The organism is Kitasatospora sp. NPDC001539, assembly GCF_040298565.1.
Lineage (GTDB): Bacteria > Actinomycetota > Actinomycetes > Streptomycetales > Streptomycetaceae > Kitasatospora.
The window spans coordinates 1-14,035 of the sequence record NZ_JBEPAK010000189.1 but is presented as its reverse complement, the minus strand read 5'-3'; the positions used below and the strand labels follow the sequence as shown (position 1 = coordinate 14,035).

Sequence of the window (14,035 nt, the reverse complement as noted above, 5' to 3'; positions counted from 1 at the left end):
GCCGACGGCCGTCCTGCCGCGGGTGACGGACGCGGTACCCGCTGGGGGCGCCGCGCCCGCTGCCGACGTCCTTTCCACCGGGGGTGCCGTCCCCACCGGGGGTGCCGGCCCCGCGGGGGGCGACCTGCCTGCTGCGGGCGCCGCGCCCGCCCGTCCGGTGATCCCGGAGCGGCCCACCCAGCCGCCGACCGTACCCGCGCCGAGCTACCCGGCGCCGCCCTCGACCACCGGCACCGCCCCCGCCTTCCAGCCCCTGTTCGCCGACGCTCCGGGCCTCAACTGGTCGGGCCAGGGCGACCGGTGGAGCGAAGCCTGGGCCGCGCAGCCGCCCGCCGCGCCCCGCCCCGGGCACACCTCCCACCCCGCCTCCACCCCCCACCCCGCGCACACGCCCGGCCTCCCGGTGGGGCATCCCGCCGACGCGCCCGACAGCGCTCCGCGGAGCAACCCCGCCGTCGACCTCCCGCTGACCTCGCACGACGTCGACCTGATCCTCGCCAGCCTCGCCGTCGTCGAACCGGTCGCCGACCGGGCGACCGCGCACTTCTACGCCCTGCTCTTCCTGCGCCACCCCGAGGTCCGCTCGCTCTTCCCCGCCGCCATGGACGTCCAGCGCGACCGGCTGTTCCGCACCCTGCTCGCCGCCGCCCGCGGCGCGGGGGACCCGGCGGCGCTGCGGGCCAGGCTGGGTGCGCTCGGCCGCGGCCACCGCCGCTACGGCACCCTGACCGGCCACTACGCCCCGGTCGGGGAGTGCCTGGTGCAGGCGCTGGCCGCGTTCGCGGGCAGCCGCTGGGACGCCGGTACCGAGATCGCCTGGCGCCGGGCCTACCGGCTGATCTCCACCACCATGATCGAGGCCGCCGAGGAGGCCGCCCGCACCTCGCCGCCCTGGTGGCAGGGCGAGGTGGTCCGGCACGAGCGCCGCACCCGGGACGTCGCGGTGATCACCGTCCGGCCGGACCAGGCCTACCCGTTCCGGGCCGGCCAGTACTGCAGCCTGGAGACGCCCTGGTGGCCGCGGGTCTGGCGGCACTACTCCTTCGCCTCGGCGCCCCGCCCGGACGGTCTGCTGACCTTCCACGTCAAGGCCGTCCAGGCGGGCTGGGTCAGCAACGCGCTGGTGCACCGGGCGGCCCCCGGCGACGTGCTGCGGCTCGGCCCGGCGGCCGGCGCGATGACCGTCGACCACACCGCCGGCGCCGACCTCCTCTGCCTCGGCGGGGGCACCGGCATCGCCCCGATCCGGGCACTGGTCGAGGAGGCCGCCGAGCACGGAGTGTCCGGTCGCAGCGTCGAGGTGTTCTACGGCGCCCGTCGTGCCGCCGAGCTGTACGAACTGGACGGTCTGCGCGAGTTGGCCGGGCGCAACCCCTGGCTGACCGTGCGGCCGGTGCTGTCCGGCACCGGTCCGGTCGAGGGCGCGCTGTCCGGTGAACTCCCGGAGGTGGTCGGCCGGTTCGGGTCCTGGGCCGGTCGCGAGGCGGTGCTCAGCGGCCCGCCCGCGATGGTCCGCCGCGGCGTCGAGGCGCTGCTGCGGGCGGGCGTGCCGGCCGGGCGGATCCGCCACGACCTGGTGGGCGACCTGGCGGCGGGCTGAAGCTCAGCCGAGGTCGGGAGCGAGGAGCGCGCGGATGCCCTCGATGTTGGCCGCCAGGTACGCCCGCAGCCGGGGCGGGACGACGTTCACGGAGGTGACGCCCTCGCGGGTGAACGGCAGCCGGACCACCTCGTACTCGCCGTTCGGATCCGACACCTCGGGCCCGTGCCGTCGGCTGAGGTCCATCGAGGCCAGTCGGCAGACGAAGAAGTGCTGGACCTTGACCCCGTGCGGGTGCGGCGGGGTGCCGTCGTCGGTGGGGGACCCCGGGGGGAGGGGGTGGCTGATGGTGTCGACGAAGGCGGGCACCACGTCCACAACCTTGGCGCCGAGCTCCTCGTCCAGTTCGCGGTGCAGCGCCTCGACCACCGTCCGGTCCTCGCGCTCGACCCCGCCGCCGGGGGTGATCCAGTACGGGTGCGGCGCCCCGGGCCGGACCCGCCGGATCAGCACGATCGAGGCCGGGCCGTACGGATCGTCCGGGTCCAGCTCCAGCAGGATCGCCCGGGCGGTGCGTTTGACGACCGGGCGCGGTGGCGGGGTTCGGTTGTCGGGGCCCATGGCGACCTCCGGGGCTGGAGCGTTGTGCGGGAGTCTCCCGCACCGGGCGGGGGTCGAAACGCCGACCCGGTCGGCTGGATCCGTCCCGGCCCGCCGGAGCGGGGCGGGCCGGCCCGGGTGGGCAGGGGCGGCCGGCCCGAGCGGGCAGGGGTTGCCGGCGCGGGGCGGGACGGGGTGGCCCGGGCAGGGCCGGGCGGAAGGGAGGTACTGGCGTCATGCAGCAGAGCACGGTCCAGGGGCACCTGGTGATGGATCTGGTGGCCTCGCCCGAGGCGTCCGTCGGCGTCGCGGTGGAGCTGGCGTACGAGCCCGGCGACCCGTACGCCGTCCGGTTCACCTTCCACCCGCCCGGTGGGGCACCGGTCAGCTGGGTGTTCGCCTGCGAGCTGCTGGTCGCCGGCCTCAGCGGGCCCGCCGGCGAGGGCGACGTGCGGATCCGCCCGGCCGACGGGGAGCCCGGTGGGGTCCGCATCGTGTTGCACTCGCCCGAGGGGCGGGCCCTGCTGCGTGCGCCGGCGGCGCCGCTCACCGCCTTCCTGGCGCGCACCGAGCGGCTGGTGCCGATGGGGCGGGGGCTCACCGAGCGGCAGCTCGAGGCCCTGCTCGCGGACCTCCTCGGCGGGGGCCGCGACGCGGGGTGAGGCCGGAACGGCGAAGGGGCCCGCACCCGGGCGGAACACCCGGGCACGAGCCCCTTCCGGGCCCGCGCACGACACCGTCAGTCGTCGTCCAGGGCCAGGTGCAGGCCCCAGGAGACCAGACTGATGATCAGCGAACCGACCAGGGCGGAGACGAAGTTGACCACGTGGAAGTCCAGCGACAGCTTGCTGGACGCCCAGGAGGTCAGCAACAGCATCAGGGCGTTGATCACGAAGGTGATCAGACCCAGCGTGAGGATGAACAGCGGGAACGAGAACAGCTTCACCACCGGCTTGATCAGCCAGTTGATGACGCCGAAGACCACGGCGACGGCGAGCACCGTCAGGGCCTTGTGCTGCCAGTCGGCGCTGCCCTCGGCGAGTTGGATGCCGCTGACGATCCAGGCGGCGACCCAGATGGCCACCGCGTTGATCAGTGTCTTGATGACGAAACCCTTCATGCCGCCCAAGAGTGGCAGGGCCCGGCTCCCGGGGGAAGCTCCCGCCGGCCGCCGTGGTGTTGAATGCACCTGGTCCACGCGGTGGGCGGACGAGGGAGGACGCGGCGGTGAAGCTGTTCCGGCTGGACGAACTGGACGCCGAGCGGGCGGCCAACGACGGTGCGTACCTGCGGTTCCTGCGCGAACCGCGGATGTCCGCCGGGCTGTACGCGCTCTCCCCCGGCGACACCGACCCGCAGACCGCGCACGACCAGGACGAGATCTACCAGGTGATCAGCGGCCGCGCGGAGTTGACCGTCGGCTCCGAGACCGCGACCGTGGCGCGCGGCACCGTGGTGTACGTCCCGGCCGGCACCCCGCACCGCTTCCACCACATCACCGAGGAGCTGCGGGTGCTGGTGGTGTTCTCCCCGCCGGAGGACTGAGCGCCGGTCGCCCAGGTTGCCGGGCGTCCCGGTGGCCGGTCGTCCCGGTTGCCCGGGCCCGGCCTCCCCGGTTGCCCCGGTGTCCCCGGTCGCCGGTCCGCCCCGGGGGCCGTTCGCTTAGGGTCGTCGCCATGAGCCGAAGCCTGACCGAGGAACTCTGGGCGTCGATCGAGCCGATCTACGCGGAGATCCTCGCCCACCCCTTCATCGGCGGCCTCACCGACGGCACCCTGCCGCGCGAGGCCTTCCGCCACTTCGTCGTCCAGGACTCCCACTACCTGCGCGACTACGCCCGCGCGCTCGCCGTCTGCGCCGCCAAGGCGCCCGGCGAGGAGGACGTCCGGGCCTTCGCCGACGACGCGGTCGGCGCGCTGGCCGCCGAGCAGGGCATGCACGCGGAGTTCCTCACGGCCTTCGGCGGCACCGCCGAGGAGGCCGCCGCCGAGCCGGTGCTGCCCACCACCCGCGCCTACACCAGCTACCTGCTGGCCACCGTCTACGGCGGGTCCTTCGCCGAGGCGCTCGGCGCGGTGCTGCCCTGCTACTGGATCTACGCCCGGGTCGGCGAGGCGCTGCTCGCCCAGGGCTCCCCCGACCCGCTGTACGCGAAGTGGATCGCCACCTACGGCGACGAGGCCTTCCAGTCCGTGGTGCGCCGGGTGCTGGCGCTCGCCGACCGGATCGGCGAGGAGCTGTCCGCGGCCGAACGCCGCAGGGTGGTCGAGCACTTCGGGACGACCTCGCGCTACGAGTGGATGTTCTGGGACGCCGCCTGGCGCGGGGAGCGCTGGCCGGTCTGACCGCCGTCCGGGGGTGCCCGACCCGGTCCTCTAGGGGGTCACCCCGGGGGCGGGGATCGGGGGGATCTAGGGGTTCTCTCCGGGCCGTCGGGCCTCGTTCCGCCGCTGGGACCCCCGTACGATCGAAGCATCGACAGCAAGCGGGATGCGGCACCGGACGGCAGCCGACCCGAGGGGAGAAGAGGAACCGACATGGCCGAGCTCTGGAAGTCGCTGCCCTCCTGGGTGCGCAACATCGTCATCCCGGTGCTGGTCCTGGTGCTGGCCTGGAACCTCATCGCCTTCGTCTTCGGCGTGGTCGGCGCCCTGCTGAGCATCGTGATCAAGCTGCTGGTCGTGGTGGGCATCGCGGCCGCCGTGGTGATCCTGGTGAAGAAGGCCGCGCGGAGCTGACCCCGGCACCGCCCCACGTCCGGAGGCCCGGTACCCCGTCCACGGGGGCCGGGCCCCGGCCTTTTCCGGCCGGACCGCCACCCGGGCGGTCTGGACCTGCGGCGACCGGCTCGCTACGGTGTTGGGCGTCATGTGCAGGCAACACCGCCTGCGGACGCGGGAGCTCGGAGCACCGGGCTGAGAGGACGCTGACCGGGACGTCGACGGACGGACCGACGGCTGCGTCGACCGCAGGAACCTGGACCGGATAATGCCGGCGTAGGGAGTAGAGGTCAGATGACCACGTTCGAAGCACAGCCGCAGCCTGCCCCGAGCACCCCCAGCAGCGAGCGCACCGGCTACCCGAGCCCGGCCTGGCGCAAGGCCTACCGGAGCGGCTCCCGCCCGGACCTCCGGGTGCCCTACCGCGAGGTGCGGCTCACCGACGGCCGGGCCGTCCCGCTGTACGACACCTCCGGCCCGTACACCGACCCGGCGTACGAGCCCGACGTGCGGCGCGGCCTGCCCGCGCTGCGCGACGCCTGGATCCGCCAGCGCGGCGACGTCGAGGAGTACGACGGCCGGGAGCCGCGCCCGGAGGACGACGGGATCAGGCACACCGCGCCGCGCGGCGGCGACCTGCGCAACCTGGACGCCGTCTTCCCCGGCCGTCCGCGCCGCCCGTTGCGTGGCCGCGGCGGCGCCGCTGTCACCCAACTCGCCTACGCCAAGCGGGGCGTGGTGACGCCGGAGATGGAGTTCGTGGCGCTGCGCGAGGGCCTGGAGCCCGAGTTCGTGCGCGAGCAGGTGGCCCGCGGCCGGGCCGTCATCCCGGTCAACGTGAACCACCCGGAGGTGGAGCCGGCGATCATCGGCACCGACTTCCTGGTGAAGATCAACGCCAACATCGGCAACTCGGCCGTCACCTCCTCGATCGAGGAGGAGGTGGAGAAGATGACCTGGGCCACCCGCTGGGGCGCCGACACCGTCATGGACCTCTCCACCGGCCGCAACATCCACACCACCCGTGAGTGGATCCTGCGCAACTCCCCCGTGCCGATCGGCACCGTGCCGCTCTACCAGGCCCTGGAGAAGGTGGACGGCAGGGCCGAGGAGCTGAGTTGGGAGGTCTACCGCGACACCGTCATCGAGCAGTGCGAGCAGGGCGTCGACTACATGACCGTCCACGCCGGCGTGCTGCTGCGGTACGTCCCGCTGACCGCGCGCCGCAAGACCGGGATCGTCTCGCGCGGCGGCTCCATCATGGCCGCGTGGTGCCTGGCGCACCACCAGGAGAACTTCCTGTACACCAACTTCGCGGAACTCTGCGACATCCTGGCGCGCTACGACGTCACCTTCTCGCTCGGTGACGGCCTGCGCCCCGGCTCGATCGCGGACGCCAACGACGAGGCGCAGTTCGCCGAGCTGCGGACCCTCGGCGAGCTGGGCCGGATCGCCCGTGAGCGGGACGTCCAGGTGATGATCGAGGGGCCGGGCCACGTCCCGATGCACAAGATCAAGGAGAACATGGATCTCCAGAAGGAGATCTGCGACGAGGCGCCGTTCTACACCCTCGGCCCCCTCACCACCGACGTCGCCCCCGGCTACGACCACATCACCTCGGGCATCGGTGCCGCGATGATCGCCTGGTGGGGCACCGCGATGCTCTGCTACGTCACCCCCAAGGAACACCTGGGCCTGCCCAACCGGGACGACGTCAAGACCGGCGTGATCACCTACAAGATCGCCGCCCACGCCGCCGACCTCGCCAAGGGCCACCCCGGCGCCCAGGCCTGGGACGACGCCCTGTCCGACGCCCGCTTCGAGTTCCGCTGGGAGGACCAGTTCAACCTGGCCCTCGACCCGGAGACCGCACGGGACTTCCACGACGAGACCCTCCCCGCCGAGCCCGCCAAGACGGCCCACTTCTGCTCGATGTGCGGTCCGAAGTTCTGCTCGATGAAGATCAGCAAAAGCATCACAGAGCTGTACGGCGACAAGGCGGTCGTGACCAGCGACGTTGACGCTGAGGCGCTGGAAGGCATGAAGGTCAAGTCCGCGGAGTTCAAGGCCCAGGGTAACCGGGTCTACCTTCCGCTGGCCGACTGACGCAGCCTTTACGGAAGCCCACCTCGAGTCGCTTGCTCGGGGCGGGCTTCCGTCATTCGGACCTCCGGCGGGGCAGCACGGTCTCTTCGTTCCCGGTGACCGGATGCAGGGGATCTGCCTGCTCGGCAGTCGTCAGGACGGGCGTGCGGGTTCGTCAGGACCGGCAGAAATCCAAAACCTGGGCAAAGGCCCACCGGGCCGGCCATAATCCCGACCATGTCCATGGACGCGAACGAACACGACGAATCACTATCCCCGGACGGGACGCCTTGGTGGGAGCTTTCGTATGAACCCGGATCCACCAGGAAAAGGTTCGGGCAGGAGCGACGACTGGCAGCCTGGCTGTGGTTCGAAAAAGAGGTCGGTGACACCTTCACTATGAGGGAGATCCGCGCTGCGCTTGGACCTGATATCGCCGACGATTCCGAGCACCTGAACCGCAGGTTGCGTGAGCTTCGGAAAGCTGACTGGGTCATCCCGTCTCACCGAAACGATAGTCAGCTCCCAAGGGACACTTACCGCCTGGAGGTGAAAGGCGGACGGTTGTGGATTGCTGGCGAGAAACAGAAGTACAAGAAGTTTGCGCCGTCGGATCGTGTCCGCAGGTATGTCCTGGAGCGCGACGGTTCACGCTGCACGATCTGCGGGGTGGGGGTGGGAGAGGAATATCCGGGTGAGCCTGGCGTTAAGGCCAGGCTCACGATTGGGCACCGGGTTCCGCAGGAGCGGTTGAACTCGCGAGGTGCTATGGATGATATGGATAATTGGCGCGCTGAATGCTCGCGCTGTAATGAAACAGTCCGCGACGAAATGCCGGATCCAGAACAATACGACGAGGTTGTTGCCGGTCTCAAGCGGCTCAATGCCAATGAGTCGAAGGACCTTCTCCACTGGCTGCGCAAGGGTGAGCGCCCTCGGTCGAGGCTCGATCAAGCATACGACCGGGCCCGCAGGCTCTCACACGTCGAACGGCACGCCCTGATCGGCCTTCTCGCCAAGAGGGTCGGCGAGTCCTAGCTGATCCGTGACTTCATCTCGGCGAACCGCGCGTGTCGCTCGTGTACTTCCTGGCCAGTGAAACCCTTGAAGCCCACAAGCCGGTACGCGCGGCCGTCGAGTCTATCTTCTTCGTCGATCACGAAGTCTCGCGCAAGTGTGGCCATTCGGCGCTCAAAGGTCTGCGAGTCGATCTTCTCTGCGGCGAGCTTTACAAGTTCCTTTTCGGTAGCTGGAGCCGAGGCGTTTTTCAAGGCCAAGTAGAGGCGGTCATGCATAACCTCGTTCTCTACGTCAGACAGTTCCTTCGGCTGGCCCTTGCGGTTCAGCGCGTTGGCGATCGACGTTCCAACCGCGCGTGCCACTGGTGGGGGAAAGGCGTTTCCGATCTGCCGGTATCTGGTGGTCTTGCGGCCGGTGAACGTCCACTCATACTCGGCAGAAGACCCCCAGCCCTGAATGCGCGCGACCATTTCCGTGGTCAGTTTCGGCAGGTGATTGTGCGGGTGTGATGAGCTTGGCGGGGTGTCGGATACGCCGAGGGCATCCACGCCGAGAGCACGCCAGGCCGCCTTAGCACGAGTCGGACCGAGGTCCGCGCCGCCATGCTTCTTCGAGCCGCCCACGATGGTCGGCGCAATGTCGTTGGCACGATCTGCCCAGTCGGCAGCACCGGCCCAGCCGTCCGCCGCCATCAGGTCGAGCAGTGTCGTCCCGACTGTCTCAGTGACCGGCGTCTTCTCCGGCCACTCGAACCACTGGGCATCCTCGTTGCGCATCGCGACTAGGACGAAGCGCGGCCGCAGCTGAGGTACGCCGTAGTCACTGGCGTGCAGGAGCTGCCAGTCGGACCAGTACCCCAGATCCTTGAGGCGGTCCTTCACGTGCTGGCGATAGGCGGAGAAGCGCGGCATGGAGAGCCCACGTACGTTTTCCAGGAGGAGAGCCCGCGGCTGCATCTTCCCGGCAAGTTCGACGGCCCACGCGAAAAGGTCACGCTCGTCCGTGGCGCCGAGCTGCTTGCCAGCGATCGAGAACGGCGGGCAGGGAACCCCACCAGCCAGTAGATCGACGCCGACGTACTCCTTGGGGTTCCAGGTCTTGTCATCGGCCACGTCGCCGTGACGAACGTCCCAGTCTCGGTTCTCGCGTAGTGTGGCTACGGCGTTCTCGTCGAGCTCAACAGCCAGGGCGTGATCGAAGCCTGCCAGCTCCAAGCCGAGCGCCTGTCCTCCAGCACCCGCGCAGATCTCCAGGGCCGACAGATCAGCCACGCTCGTACCTCCAGGTCGGGATCGACAGAACTACCATCTTGACCCATCAAACACCGAGAGTCTGACACGCTTGGCTACGGTGTGACCGATGACCCGTACCAGTGACCCCACAGTCGTGACGTCGCCCACTCCCGGTCGCTCGCGCAACATGGCCGCGATCAGACGGCGGGATACCAAACCTGAGCGCGCGATCCGCTCCCTGCTGCACGCTGCAGGGAAGCGGTACCGTGTCGATCTCCGCTTGGACTTGGAGGGTGCGCGCCCACGGCCGGACATCGTGTTCACCCGCGCACGCGTTGCCGTATTCGTGGATGGCTGCTTCTGGCACTGCTGTCCTGAGCATGGTCGCCAGCCTGGAGTAAACGCCGGTTACTGGGGCCCCAAGCTGGAGCGGAATGTCGCACGGGACCGGGCTGCGGACGACGCCCTCAGAGCCGCTGGGTGGACCGTCGTGCGCGTATGGGAGCACGAGGCCCCAGCCAGAGCCGCAGATCACATCATCGAGGTTCTTGACTCCGGGCCCTCCGATCGTCAGGGCGTTCGAGCTCGATGAGACCCCTGGGCGGTACCAGCTACTTCTGAAGGTGCTGGTTTCGGGCTGAAGTTGTCGTCGATGAAGATCTCGCAGAAGATCCGCGACGAGCACGGCGACGGCTCGACCGCCGTCTCCACCGAGTTCGACGCGGAGGCCGTGGCCGGGATGCAGGCCATGTCCGAGGAGTTCAAGGCCCAGGGCAACCGGGTCTACCTCCCGCTGGCCGACTGACGTCGGCATGGCTCCGGAAGGCGCCGCTCCCCGGGACTGATCTTCGGATCTTCGGGGAGCGGCGCCCGTCCTTTCCGGCCCGGTCCAGGTCGGCCGCTGCTATATTCAGAGGTGTTGTTGGTCTTATATATCGGAGGCATGCATGAGCGTGACGACCATCGACCTGGATGATGACGCCCTGGCGAAGGCTCTGCGCTTCTCCGGAGGGGCGACCAAGAAGGACGTGGTGAACACCGCCCTCCGCGAGTACGCCGAGAGACACGAGCGTGCTGCTCGGCGCGCTCGGCACATGCAGGCTGCCCGGGAGTGGGACTACGAGGGCTGGCAGCAGCTCCACGACAGGGAGAAGCGGGGAGCTGAGTGATCCGGTACCTCGCGGACTCCACTGCCGTGTGGCGGCTGCTTCGCGAGCAGCACCTGAACGATGCATGGGGGGAGGACATCGATCTGCGCGTGATCGGGTCGTGCGCTCCCCAACGCACCGAGTTCAGGCGTTCCGCCCGCCACCTCGTCCACTACGAGCAGATGGGCGAGATGTTCGCCGACCTCTACCCCGACGTGCCCCTGCCGAAGAACATGTGGGGCTGGATCGAGTCCGCTCAGTTTCGGCTCGCCCAGAGCGGCGGAGCCGTCCGGGCGCTGTCCACCGTCGATCTGATGATCTGCGCCACCGCGGCCCACCACGGGTTGATCGTGCTGCACGACGACAACGACTTCGTCACCGCGGCCGGGGTGCTGACCGACGTTGTCCAACGCAGCGTCCGTGACGTTCCGCAGTAGGTGCGTCCGTTCGTCGCGTGGTGCTTGCTTCCACGTTCTGCTCGACGAAGATCCGCGACGAGCACGGCGACGGCTCGTCCGCCGTCGAGTCCGGCTACGACGCCGAGGCCCTGGAAGGCATGGCCGAGGTCGGCCGAGTTCGCGGCCCAGGGCAACCGGGTCTACCTCCCGCTGGCGGACTGACGTCGACGACGGCTGCGGCTCGGGAGTCCGGATCGGTTCCCGGGTCGCAGCCGTGTCCAGCGCCGCCCGGAGGGCTGGGCGGTGATCGCACCGCTTCCGAGCGCGCACGGGCGGTCCGGAATGACGTGGTACCGGAGGTGGGGCTCCGGCGCCGTCGGGCCGCGCGCGGTCCACGCCGCAGCCCGCGCCGCAAGGGGCTGGTGACGGTCGCTCAGGCGCCGGTCCCGCCGGACGGACGGTCCCGTTGGGCGGGCACCCGCGGCGTCGTGTCGTCCCCGTCCCCGGCGAGGTGGCGACCGGGCGGGACGTCGGACCGGGCGCGCAGCGCGTCGGCCTCGGCCAGGGCCTGCGGGGACGGCGGGCGCGGTGTGTTCCGCCGGCAGGGCGGGGTGTCGGGGGCCGACACGGGGTGCCGCTCCAGTACGGCGACGGCGCTGTCGTGTTCGACGACCGTCAGTCCGGCCCCTTCGGGGGCGAGCGGGCAACGGGCGATGACGGCGCCCGCGGGTGTGGCGATGGACAGGTGGGGTTCGTCCAGCCACTGGCGGACCTCCACCGGGGCGCCGACCAGGTGGTCCGGCAGGGCGTAGAAGTTGCCGCGGAAGGGCACCAGGCCGTCGGCGGTGACGGTCCGGCCGGCGCGGACGCGGACGGGGTAGGGCGTGGGCGGCAGTTCCCGGAGTGCGGTGGCCGGGTGCGGGCCGCCGGCCGCACGGCGTGCCCGGTCGGAGCCCCTGGCCCGGTTGTCGAGGTGTGCGGCCAGCCGGACCAGGCCGTGCCGGGCGTCCTGGAGGGTGGTGTCGTCCGTCAGCCCGCGGGACCAGGAACGGAGGGCCTCGTCCAGGGTCCGGCGGGTGTGGGAACGGCGGTCGGCCGGCTGGCGGCACTCGACGCGCACGCCGTAGTGCCGGGCCACCTCGCCGAACACCGGTGTCACCCGGTCGGTCCTCGCGCACCACACGGCCGGCGTCCGGCCGAACCGCCAGCACCGGGGGGTGCCGCCGAGCCGCCTCAGCACGAGGTCGACGGCTTCCACGAGGTGGGGCAAGTCCTGGTCCTCCGCCAGCGCGACCGCCCAGCGGCCGAGGTCGCCGCCGACGTCCGGGCCGGGACCGCTGAGCGAGCCGATGAGCAGCCGTGCCCGGTTGCCGTAGCCCCAGCTCGCCGGTGGTACGGGGATCCGGAGCCAGTCGAACTCGACGGCCGTCCCGCTCGGTTCGGGAGCGGATGGGCTGCCCCACTCCGGGGCCGCCTCCTCGCACTGTGCGCAGCGCGGCCGTGCCCGGTGCCTGCGCAGGGCCCGGGTGAAGGTCGAGTAGCCGCCCGTGTAACCGAGGTCGACGACCTCGTCGAAGAGGATCGTCGCGGCGAGGTGGGGGTCCTCCGCGAGCCGTTGACGGCAGTACGGCAGGAACCGGAGGAAGCCGTCCTGGGAGGAAATTCGGATGCCCGGGATTCGCTCTCCGCGTAGATATGACCTCACTGTTTTTCGATCACGCCCGAGATGTCGGGAGATCATTATCGTCGACCATCCTTGGCGATGGAGCTTAACGGCTTCCCGATATTCCTTCCAGCTGAGCAAGAAGCCTCCCAGGGTCGAAGTCGGTACGACGTTAGTCGACGAATATGCCAAGGGCAAGCAGGGAACATAGCATTGAGAATGGCGATGAAACGTTTCTCTTGCGATTCTTTTGCATGGGGATTTTTGGCGAGCGGCGCCCGGTGGTGAGTATAGGATTACTCGCCGGGCCGCGTCGGGGAAGGCGCTCGACGGGATAAGATTGACCCCTCGCGCATTTATTCTGGGTAATTTGCAGAGCATCTCCGATATCGAATATGGAAGGACGCCCGGATGTCGTAAAACCGCTCCGCCCGCTCCTCGTTGAGGAACCCGTGACCTCACCATGCCTGCCCCACGCCCTGTCGGCCGCAGTCCGGGATCCGGTCGTTCCGCTCGGACCGTGGCTGTTCGTCCCCGACCGCCGGAACGCCGTGGGCGACGTGTCCACCGGCTACCTCTCGCGCAACGGCGAGCGGACCGTCCTGTCGCACACCTCGCGCCCGTTGGCCGACCTCGTGCGGAGGATCGGCCAGTTGGAGAGCGACTTCGCCGCCCGGATCGGGGCCCTGCTCTTCCCGGCCGAGTCATGACGGCGCCGGTCGCACCGGGATCCGCGGTGGGGGTCGGGGCCAGGGCCAGGAGCCGGACCGGGAGCCGGACCGGGCCACGGTCCGGTCCCGACGTGAGGAGCGTGCCGTGTACGACCGAGTGACCGATCTCCTCGGCGGGTACGGGGGCCACGGTTACGGCGAGCCGGGCGGCGGGGCCTGGACCGGCGCCGGTGACCACGAGGCGTCCCGTCCGGCGGACGACTGGTACGGCGAGGGTTTCACCCATGCCCTCAGCGCCGCCTACGGCGACGCCCAGGCGTTCCACTCCATCGTCACCTCGGCCGGCGGCTGGGGGACGGAGGCGCCGTTCGTACCGCCCCCGCGGGCACCGGTCGACCCACCGGACCCGACCGGGACCGGCCGACCCGCCGGCCCGCCGGCCTCCCGCCACCGCCGACGGTCCCCCTTCCCCCGGCCGGCCTGGCCCCAACTGATCAGCTCCCTGATCGGCGTGCTCACCGCGGTGACGGTGATCGCGGCCTGTGCGCTGGGCTGGGTGTTCTCCTACGGCCCGCTGCAGGAGATGGCGTTCCCGCGCGTGCCGTGCGGCCTGTCGCCGTTGTGGCCGGTGGTCGTCTACGGGCCGTGGCTCGCGGGGTGCCTCTCCGTCCTGCGCGCCGTCCAGCACGGCCGCCAGCCGTTCCACTCCTGGGTCGTCGTCGTGCTCTTCTCCGGGATCGCGGCCGCGCTGTGCGTCGCCGACGTCTCCTGGACACCGTCCGCCGTCGTCGTCGCCGGGCTGCCCCCGCTCACCGGCGTCATCTCGCTCCACCAGCTGGTGCGCCAGCTCACCGCCGCCCGGGGTGCGCGTCAGCGGCTCGACCGCCCGGCCGGGCACCGGGCGCGCCGCTGACCGACGCGGCACGCGGGAGCGCCGCCCCGGTCCGACCCGGGCGGC

Annotated in this window: 17 protein-coding genes; 13 read left to right on the top strand and 4 right to left on the bottom strand. The window is 70.7% G+C overall.

The genetic code is table 11. The features are described 5' to 3' along the window. Positions 1 to 1,600, top strand: a 1,600-nt coding sequence (locus ABT247_RS24825) for a globin domain-containing protein (RefSeq protein ID WP_502892499.1), incomplete at its 5' end; no start/stop codon positions are given. Positions 1,601 to 1,603: 3 nt separating this feature from the next. On the opposite strand, the gene ABT247_RS24820 is transcribed toward ABT247_RS24825, so the two are convergent. Beyond that, positions 1,604 to 2,161, bottom strand: coding sequence for an NUDIX domain-containing protein (locus tag ABT247_RS24820; protein WP_350745962.1), 558 nt, complete (start codon positions 2,159 to 2,161; stop codon positions 1,604 to 1,606). A 215-nt stretch (positions 2,162 to 2,376) separates the two neighbouring features. Here ABT247_RS24820 and ABT247_RS24815 point away from each other — a divergent pair, with 215 nt between their 5' ends. Continuing rightward, complete coding sequence (locus ABT247_RS24815; protein ID WP_350745960.1) at positions 2,377 to 2,802, top strand: SsgA family sporulation/cell division regulator; 426 nt, start codon at positions 2,377 to 2,379, stop codon at positions 2,800 to 2,802. A 77-nt stretch (positions 2,803 to 2,879) separates the two neighbouring features. Here ABT247_RS24815 and ABT247_RS24810 read toward each other — a convergent pair whose 3' ends face one another. Further along, the gene (locus ABT247_RS24810) at positions 2,880 to 3,260 is read right to left on the bottom strand and encodes a phage holin family protein (RefSeq protein WP_350745958.1); all 381 of its coding nucleotides are present in this window, start codon (positions 3,258 to 3,260) and stop codon (positions 2,880 to 2,882) included. A 107-nt stretch (positions 3,261 to 3,367) separates the two neighbouring features. On the opposite strand from ABT247_RS24810, the gene ABT247_RS24805 reads away from it, so the two are divergent. The 5 genes from ABT247_RS24805 to ABT247_RS24785 all read left to right on the top strand — a co-directional run bounded on the left by ABT247_RS24805 (position 3,368) and on the right by ABT247_RS24785 (position 7,983). Then, positions 3,368 to 3,685 (top strand): cupin domain-containing protein, encoded by a 318-nt coding sequence (locus ABT247_RS24805; RefSeq protein WP_350745956.1) that lies wholly within the window; start codon positions 3,368 to 3,370, stop codon positions 3,683 to 3,685. Positions 3,686 to 3,816: 131 nt separating this feature from the next. Further along, the gene (tenA, locus tag ABT247_RS24800) at positions 3,817 to 4,485 is read left to right on the top strand and encodes a thiaminase II (protein ID WP_350745954.1); all 669 of its coding nucleotides are present in this window, start codon (positions 3,817 to 3,819) and stop codon (positions 4,483 to 4,485) included. Between the two features lie 192 nt (positions 4,486 to 4,677). Further along, complete coding sequence (locus tag ABT247_RS24795) at positions 4,678 to 4,878, top strand: DUF5326 family protein (RefSeq protein ID WP_350745953.1); 201 nt, start codon at positions 4,678 to 4,680, stop codon at positions 4,876 to 4,878. A gap of 276 nt (positions 4,879 to 5,154) precedes the next feature. After that, a complete protein-coding gene (gene thiC / locus ABT247_RS24790) occupies positions 5,155 to 6,966 on the top strand; it encodes a phosphomethylpyrimidine synthase ThiC (RefSeq protein WP_350745950.1) in 1,812 nt (603 codons plus the stop codon). 216 nt (positions 6,967 to 7,182) lie between these two features. Beyond that, the gene (locus tag ABT247_RS24785; RefSeq protein ID WP_350745948.1) at positions 7,183 to 7,983 is read left to right on the top strand and encodes an HNH endonuclease; all 801 of its coding nucleotides are present in this window, start codon (positions 7,183 to 7,185) and stop codon (positions 7,981 to 7,983) included. Here ABT247_RS24785 and ABT247_RS24780 read toward each other — a convergent pair. Further along, positions 7,980 to 9,236 carry a DNA cytosine methyltransferase gene (locus ABT247_RS24780; RefSeq protein ID WP_350745944.1) on the bottom strand — a complete coding sequence of 419 codons (1,257 nt, stop codon included), beginning with the start codon at positions 9,234 to 9,236 and terminating at the stop codon, positions 7,980 to 7,982. The genes ABT247_RS24785 and ABT247_RS24780 overlap by 4 nt on opposite strands. 88 nt (positions 9,237 to 9,324) lie before the next feature. On the opposite strand from ABT247_RS24780, the gene ABT247_RS24775 reads away from it, so the two are divergent. The 4 genes from ABT247_RS24775 (at position 9,325) to ABT247_RS24760 (ending at position 10,782) form a co-directional block, all read left to right on the top strand. Further along, positions 9,325 to 9,789, top strand: coding sequence for a very short patch repair endonuclease (locus ABT247_RS24775; RefSeq protein WP_350745942.1), 465 nt, complete (start codon positions 9,325 to 9,327; stop codon positions 9,787 to 9,789). A gap of 60 nt (positions 9,790 to 9,849) precedes the next feature. Then, positions 9,850 to 10,002, top strand: a complete 153-nt coding sequence (locus ABT247_RS24770; protein WP_350745939.1) for a thiamine biosynthesis protein ThiC — start codon at positions 9,850 to 9,852, stop codon at positions 10,000 to 10,002. 142 nt (positions 10,003 to 10,144) lie between these two features. Further along, positions 10,145 to 10,366 carry a type II toxin-antitoxin system VapB family antitoxin gene (locus ABT247_RS24765; RefSeq protein ID WP_350745937.1) on the top strand — a complete coding sequence of 74 codons (222 nt, stop codon included), beginning with the start codon at positions 10,145 to 10,147 and terminating at the stop codon, positions 10,364 to 10,366. Then, a complete protein-coding gene (locus ABT247_RS24760; RefSeq protein WP_350745934.1) occupies positions 10,363 to 10,782 on the top strand; it encodes a PIN domain-containing protein in 420 nt (139 codons plus the stop codon). The genes ABT247_RS24765 and ABT247_RS24760 overlap by 4 nt, the downstream gene beginning before the upstream one ends. A gap of 394 nt (positions 10,783 to 11,176) precedes the next feature. Here the strand turns inward: ABT247_RS24760 and ABT247_RS24755 are convergent, their stop codons facing one another. Continuing rightward, positions 11,177 to 12,484: a Mu transposase domain-containing protein gene (locus ABT247_RS24755; RefSeq protein WP_350745932.1), complete on the bottom strand. Its 1,308-nt coding sequence runs from the start codon at positions 12,482 to 12,484 to the stop codon at positions 11,177 to 11,179. Positions 12,485 to 12,858: 374 nt separating this feature from the next. Here ABT247_RS24755 and ABT247_RS24750 point away from each other — a divergent pair, with 374 nt between their 5' ends. Next, positions 12,859 to 13,116, top strand: a complete 258-nt coding sequence (locus tag ABT247_RS24750; RefSeq protein WP_350745929.1) for a hypothetical protein — start codon at positions 12,859 to 12,861, stop codon at positions 13,114 to 13,116. Positions 13,117 to 13,222: 106 nt separating this feature from the next. Next, positions 13,223 to 13,990, top strand: a complete 768-nt coding sequence (locus tag ABT247_RS24745) for a DUF2637 domain-containing protein (protein ID WP_350745926.1) — start codon at positions 13,223 to 13,225, stop codon at positions 13,988 to 13,990. Positions 13,991 to 14,035: the final 45 nt, after the last annotated feature.

Coding starts and splice junctions, on each gene's coding strand:
- ABT247_RS24820 (WP_350745962.1), bottom strand. CDS start 2,161: ATGGGCCCCGACAACCGAACCCCGCCACCGCGCCCGGTCGTCAAACGC.
- ABT247_RS24815 (WP_350745960.1), top strand. CDS start 2,377: ATGCAGCAGAGCACGGTCCAGGGGCACCTGGTGATGGATCTGGTGGCC.
- ABT247_RS24810 (WP_350745958.1), bottom strand. CDS start 3,260: ATGAAGGGTTTCGTCATCAAGACACTGATCAACGCGGTGGCCATCTGG.
- tenA (WP_350745954.1), top strand. CDS start 3,817: ATGAGCCGAAGCCTGACCGAGGAACTCTGGGCGTCGATCGAGCCGATC.
- ABT247_RS24795 (WP_350745953.1), top strand. CDS start 4,678: ATGGCCGAGCTCTGGAAGTCGCTGCCCTCCTGGGTGCGCAACATCGTC.
- thiC (WP_350745950.1), top strand. CDS start 5,155: ATGACCACGTTCGAAGCACAGCCGCAGCCTGCCCCGAGCACCCCCAGC.
- ABT247_RS24785 (WP_350745948.1), top strand. CDS start 7,183: ATGTCCATGGACGCGAACGAACACGACGAATCACTATCCCCGGACGGG.
- ABT247_RS24775 (WP_350745942.1), top strand. CDS start 9,325: ATGACCCGTACCAGTGACCCCACAGTCGTGACGTCGCCCACTCCCGGT.
- ABT247_RS24770 (WP_350745939.1), top strand. CDS start 9,850: ATGAAGATCTCGCAGAAGATCCGCGACGAGCACGGCGACGGCTCGACC.
- ABT247_RS24765 (WP_350745937.1), top strand. CDS start 10,145: ATGAGCGTGACGACCATCGACCTGGATGATGACGCCCTGGCGAAGGCT.
- ABT247_RS24755 (WP_350745932.1), bottom strand. CDS start 12,484: ATGATCTCCCGACATCTCGGGCGTGATCGAAAAACAGTGAGGTCATAT.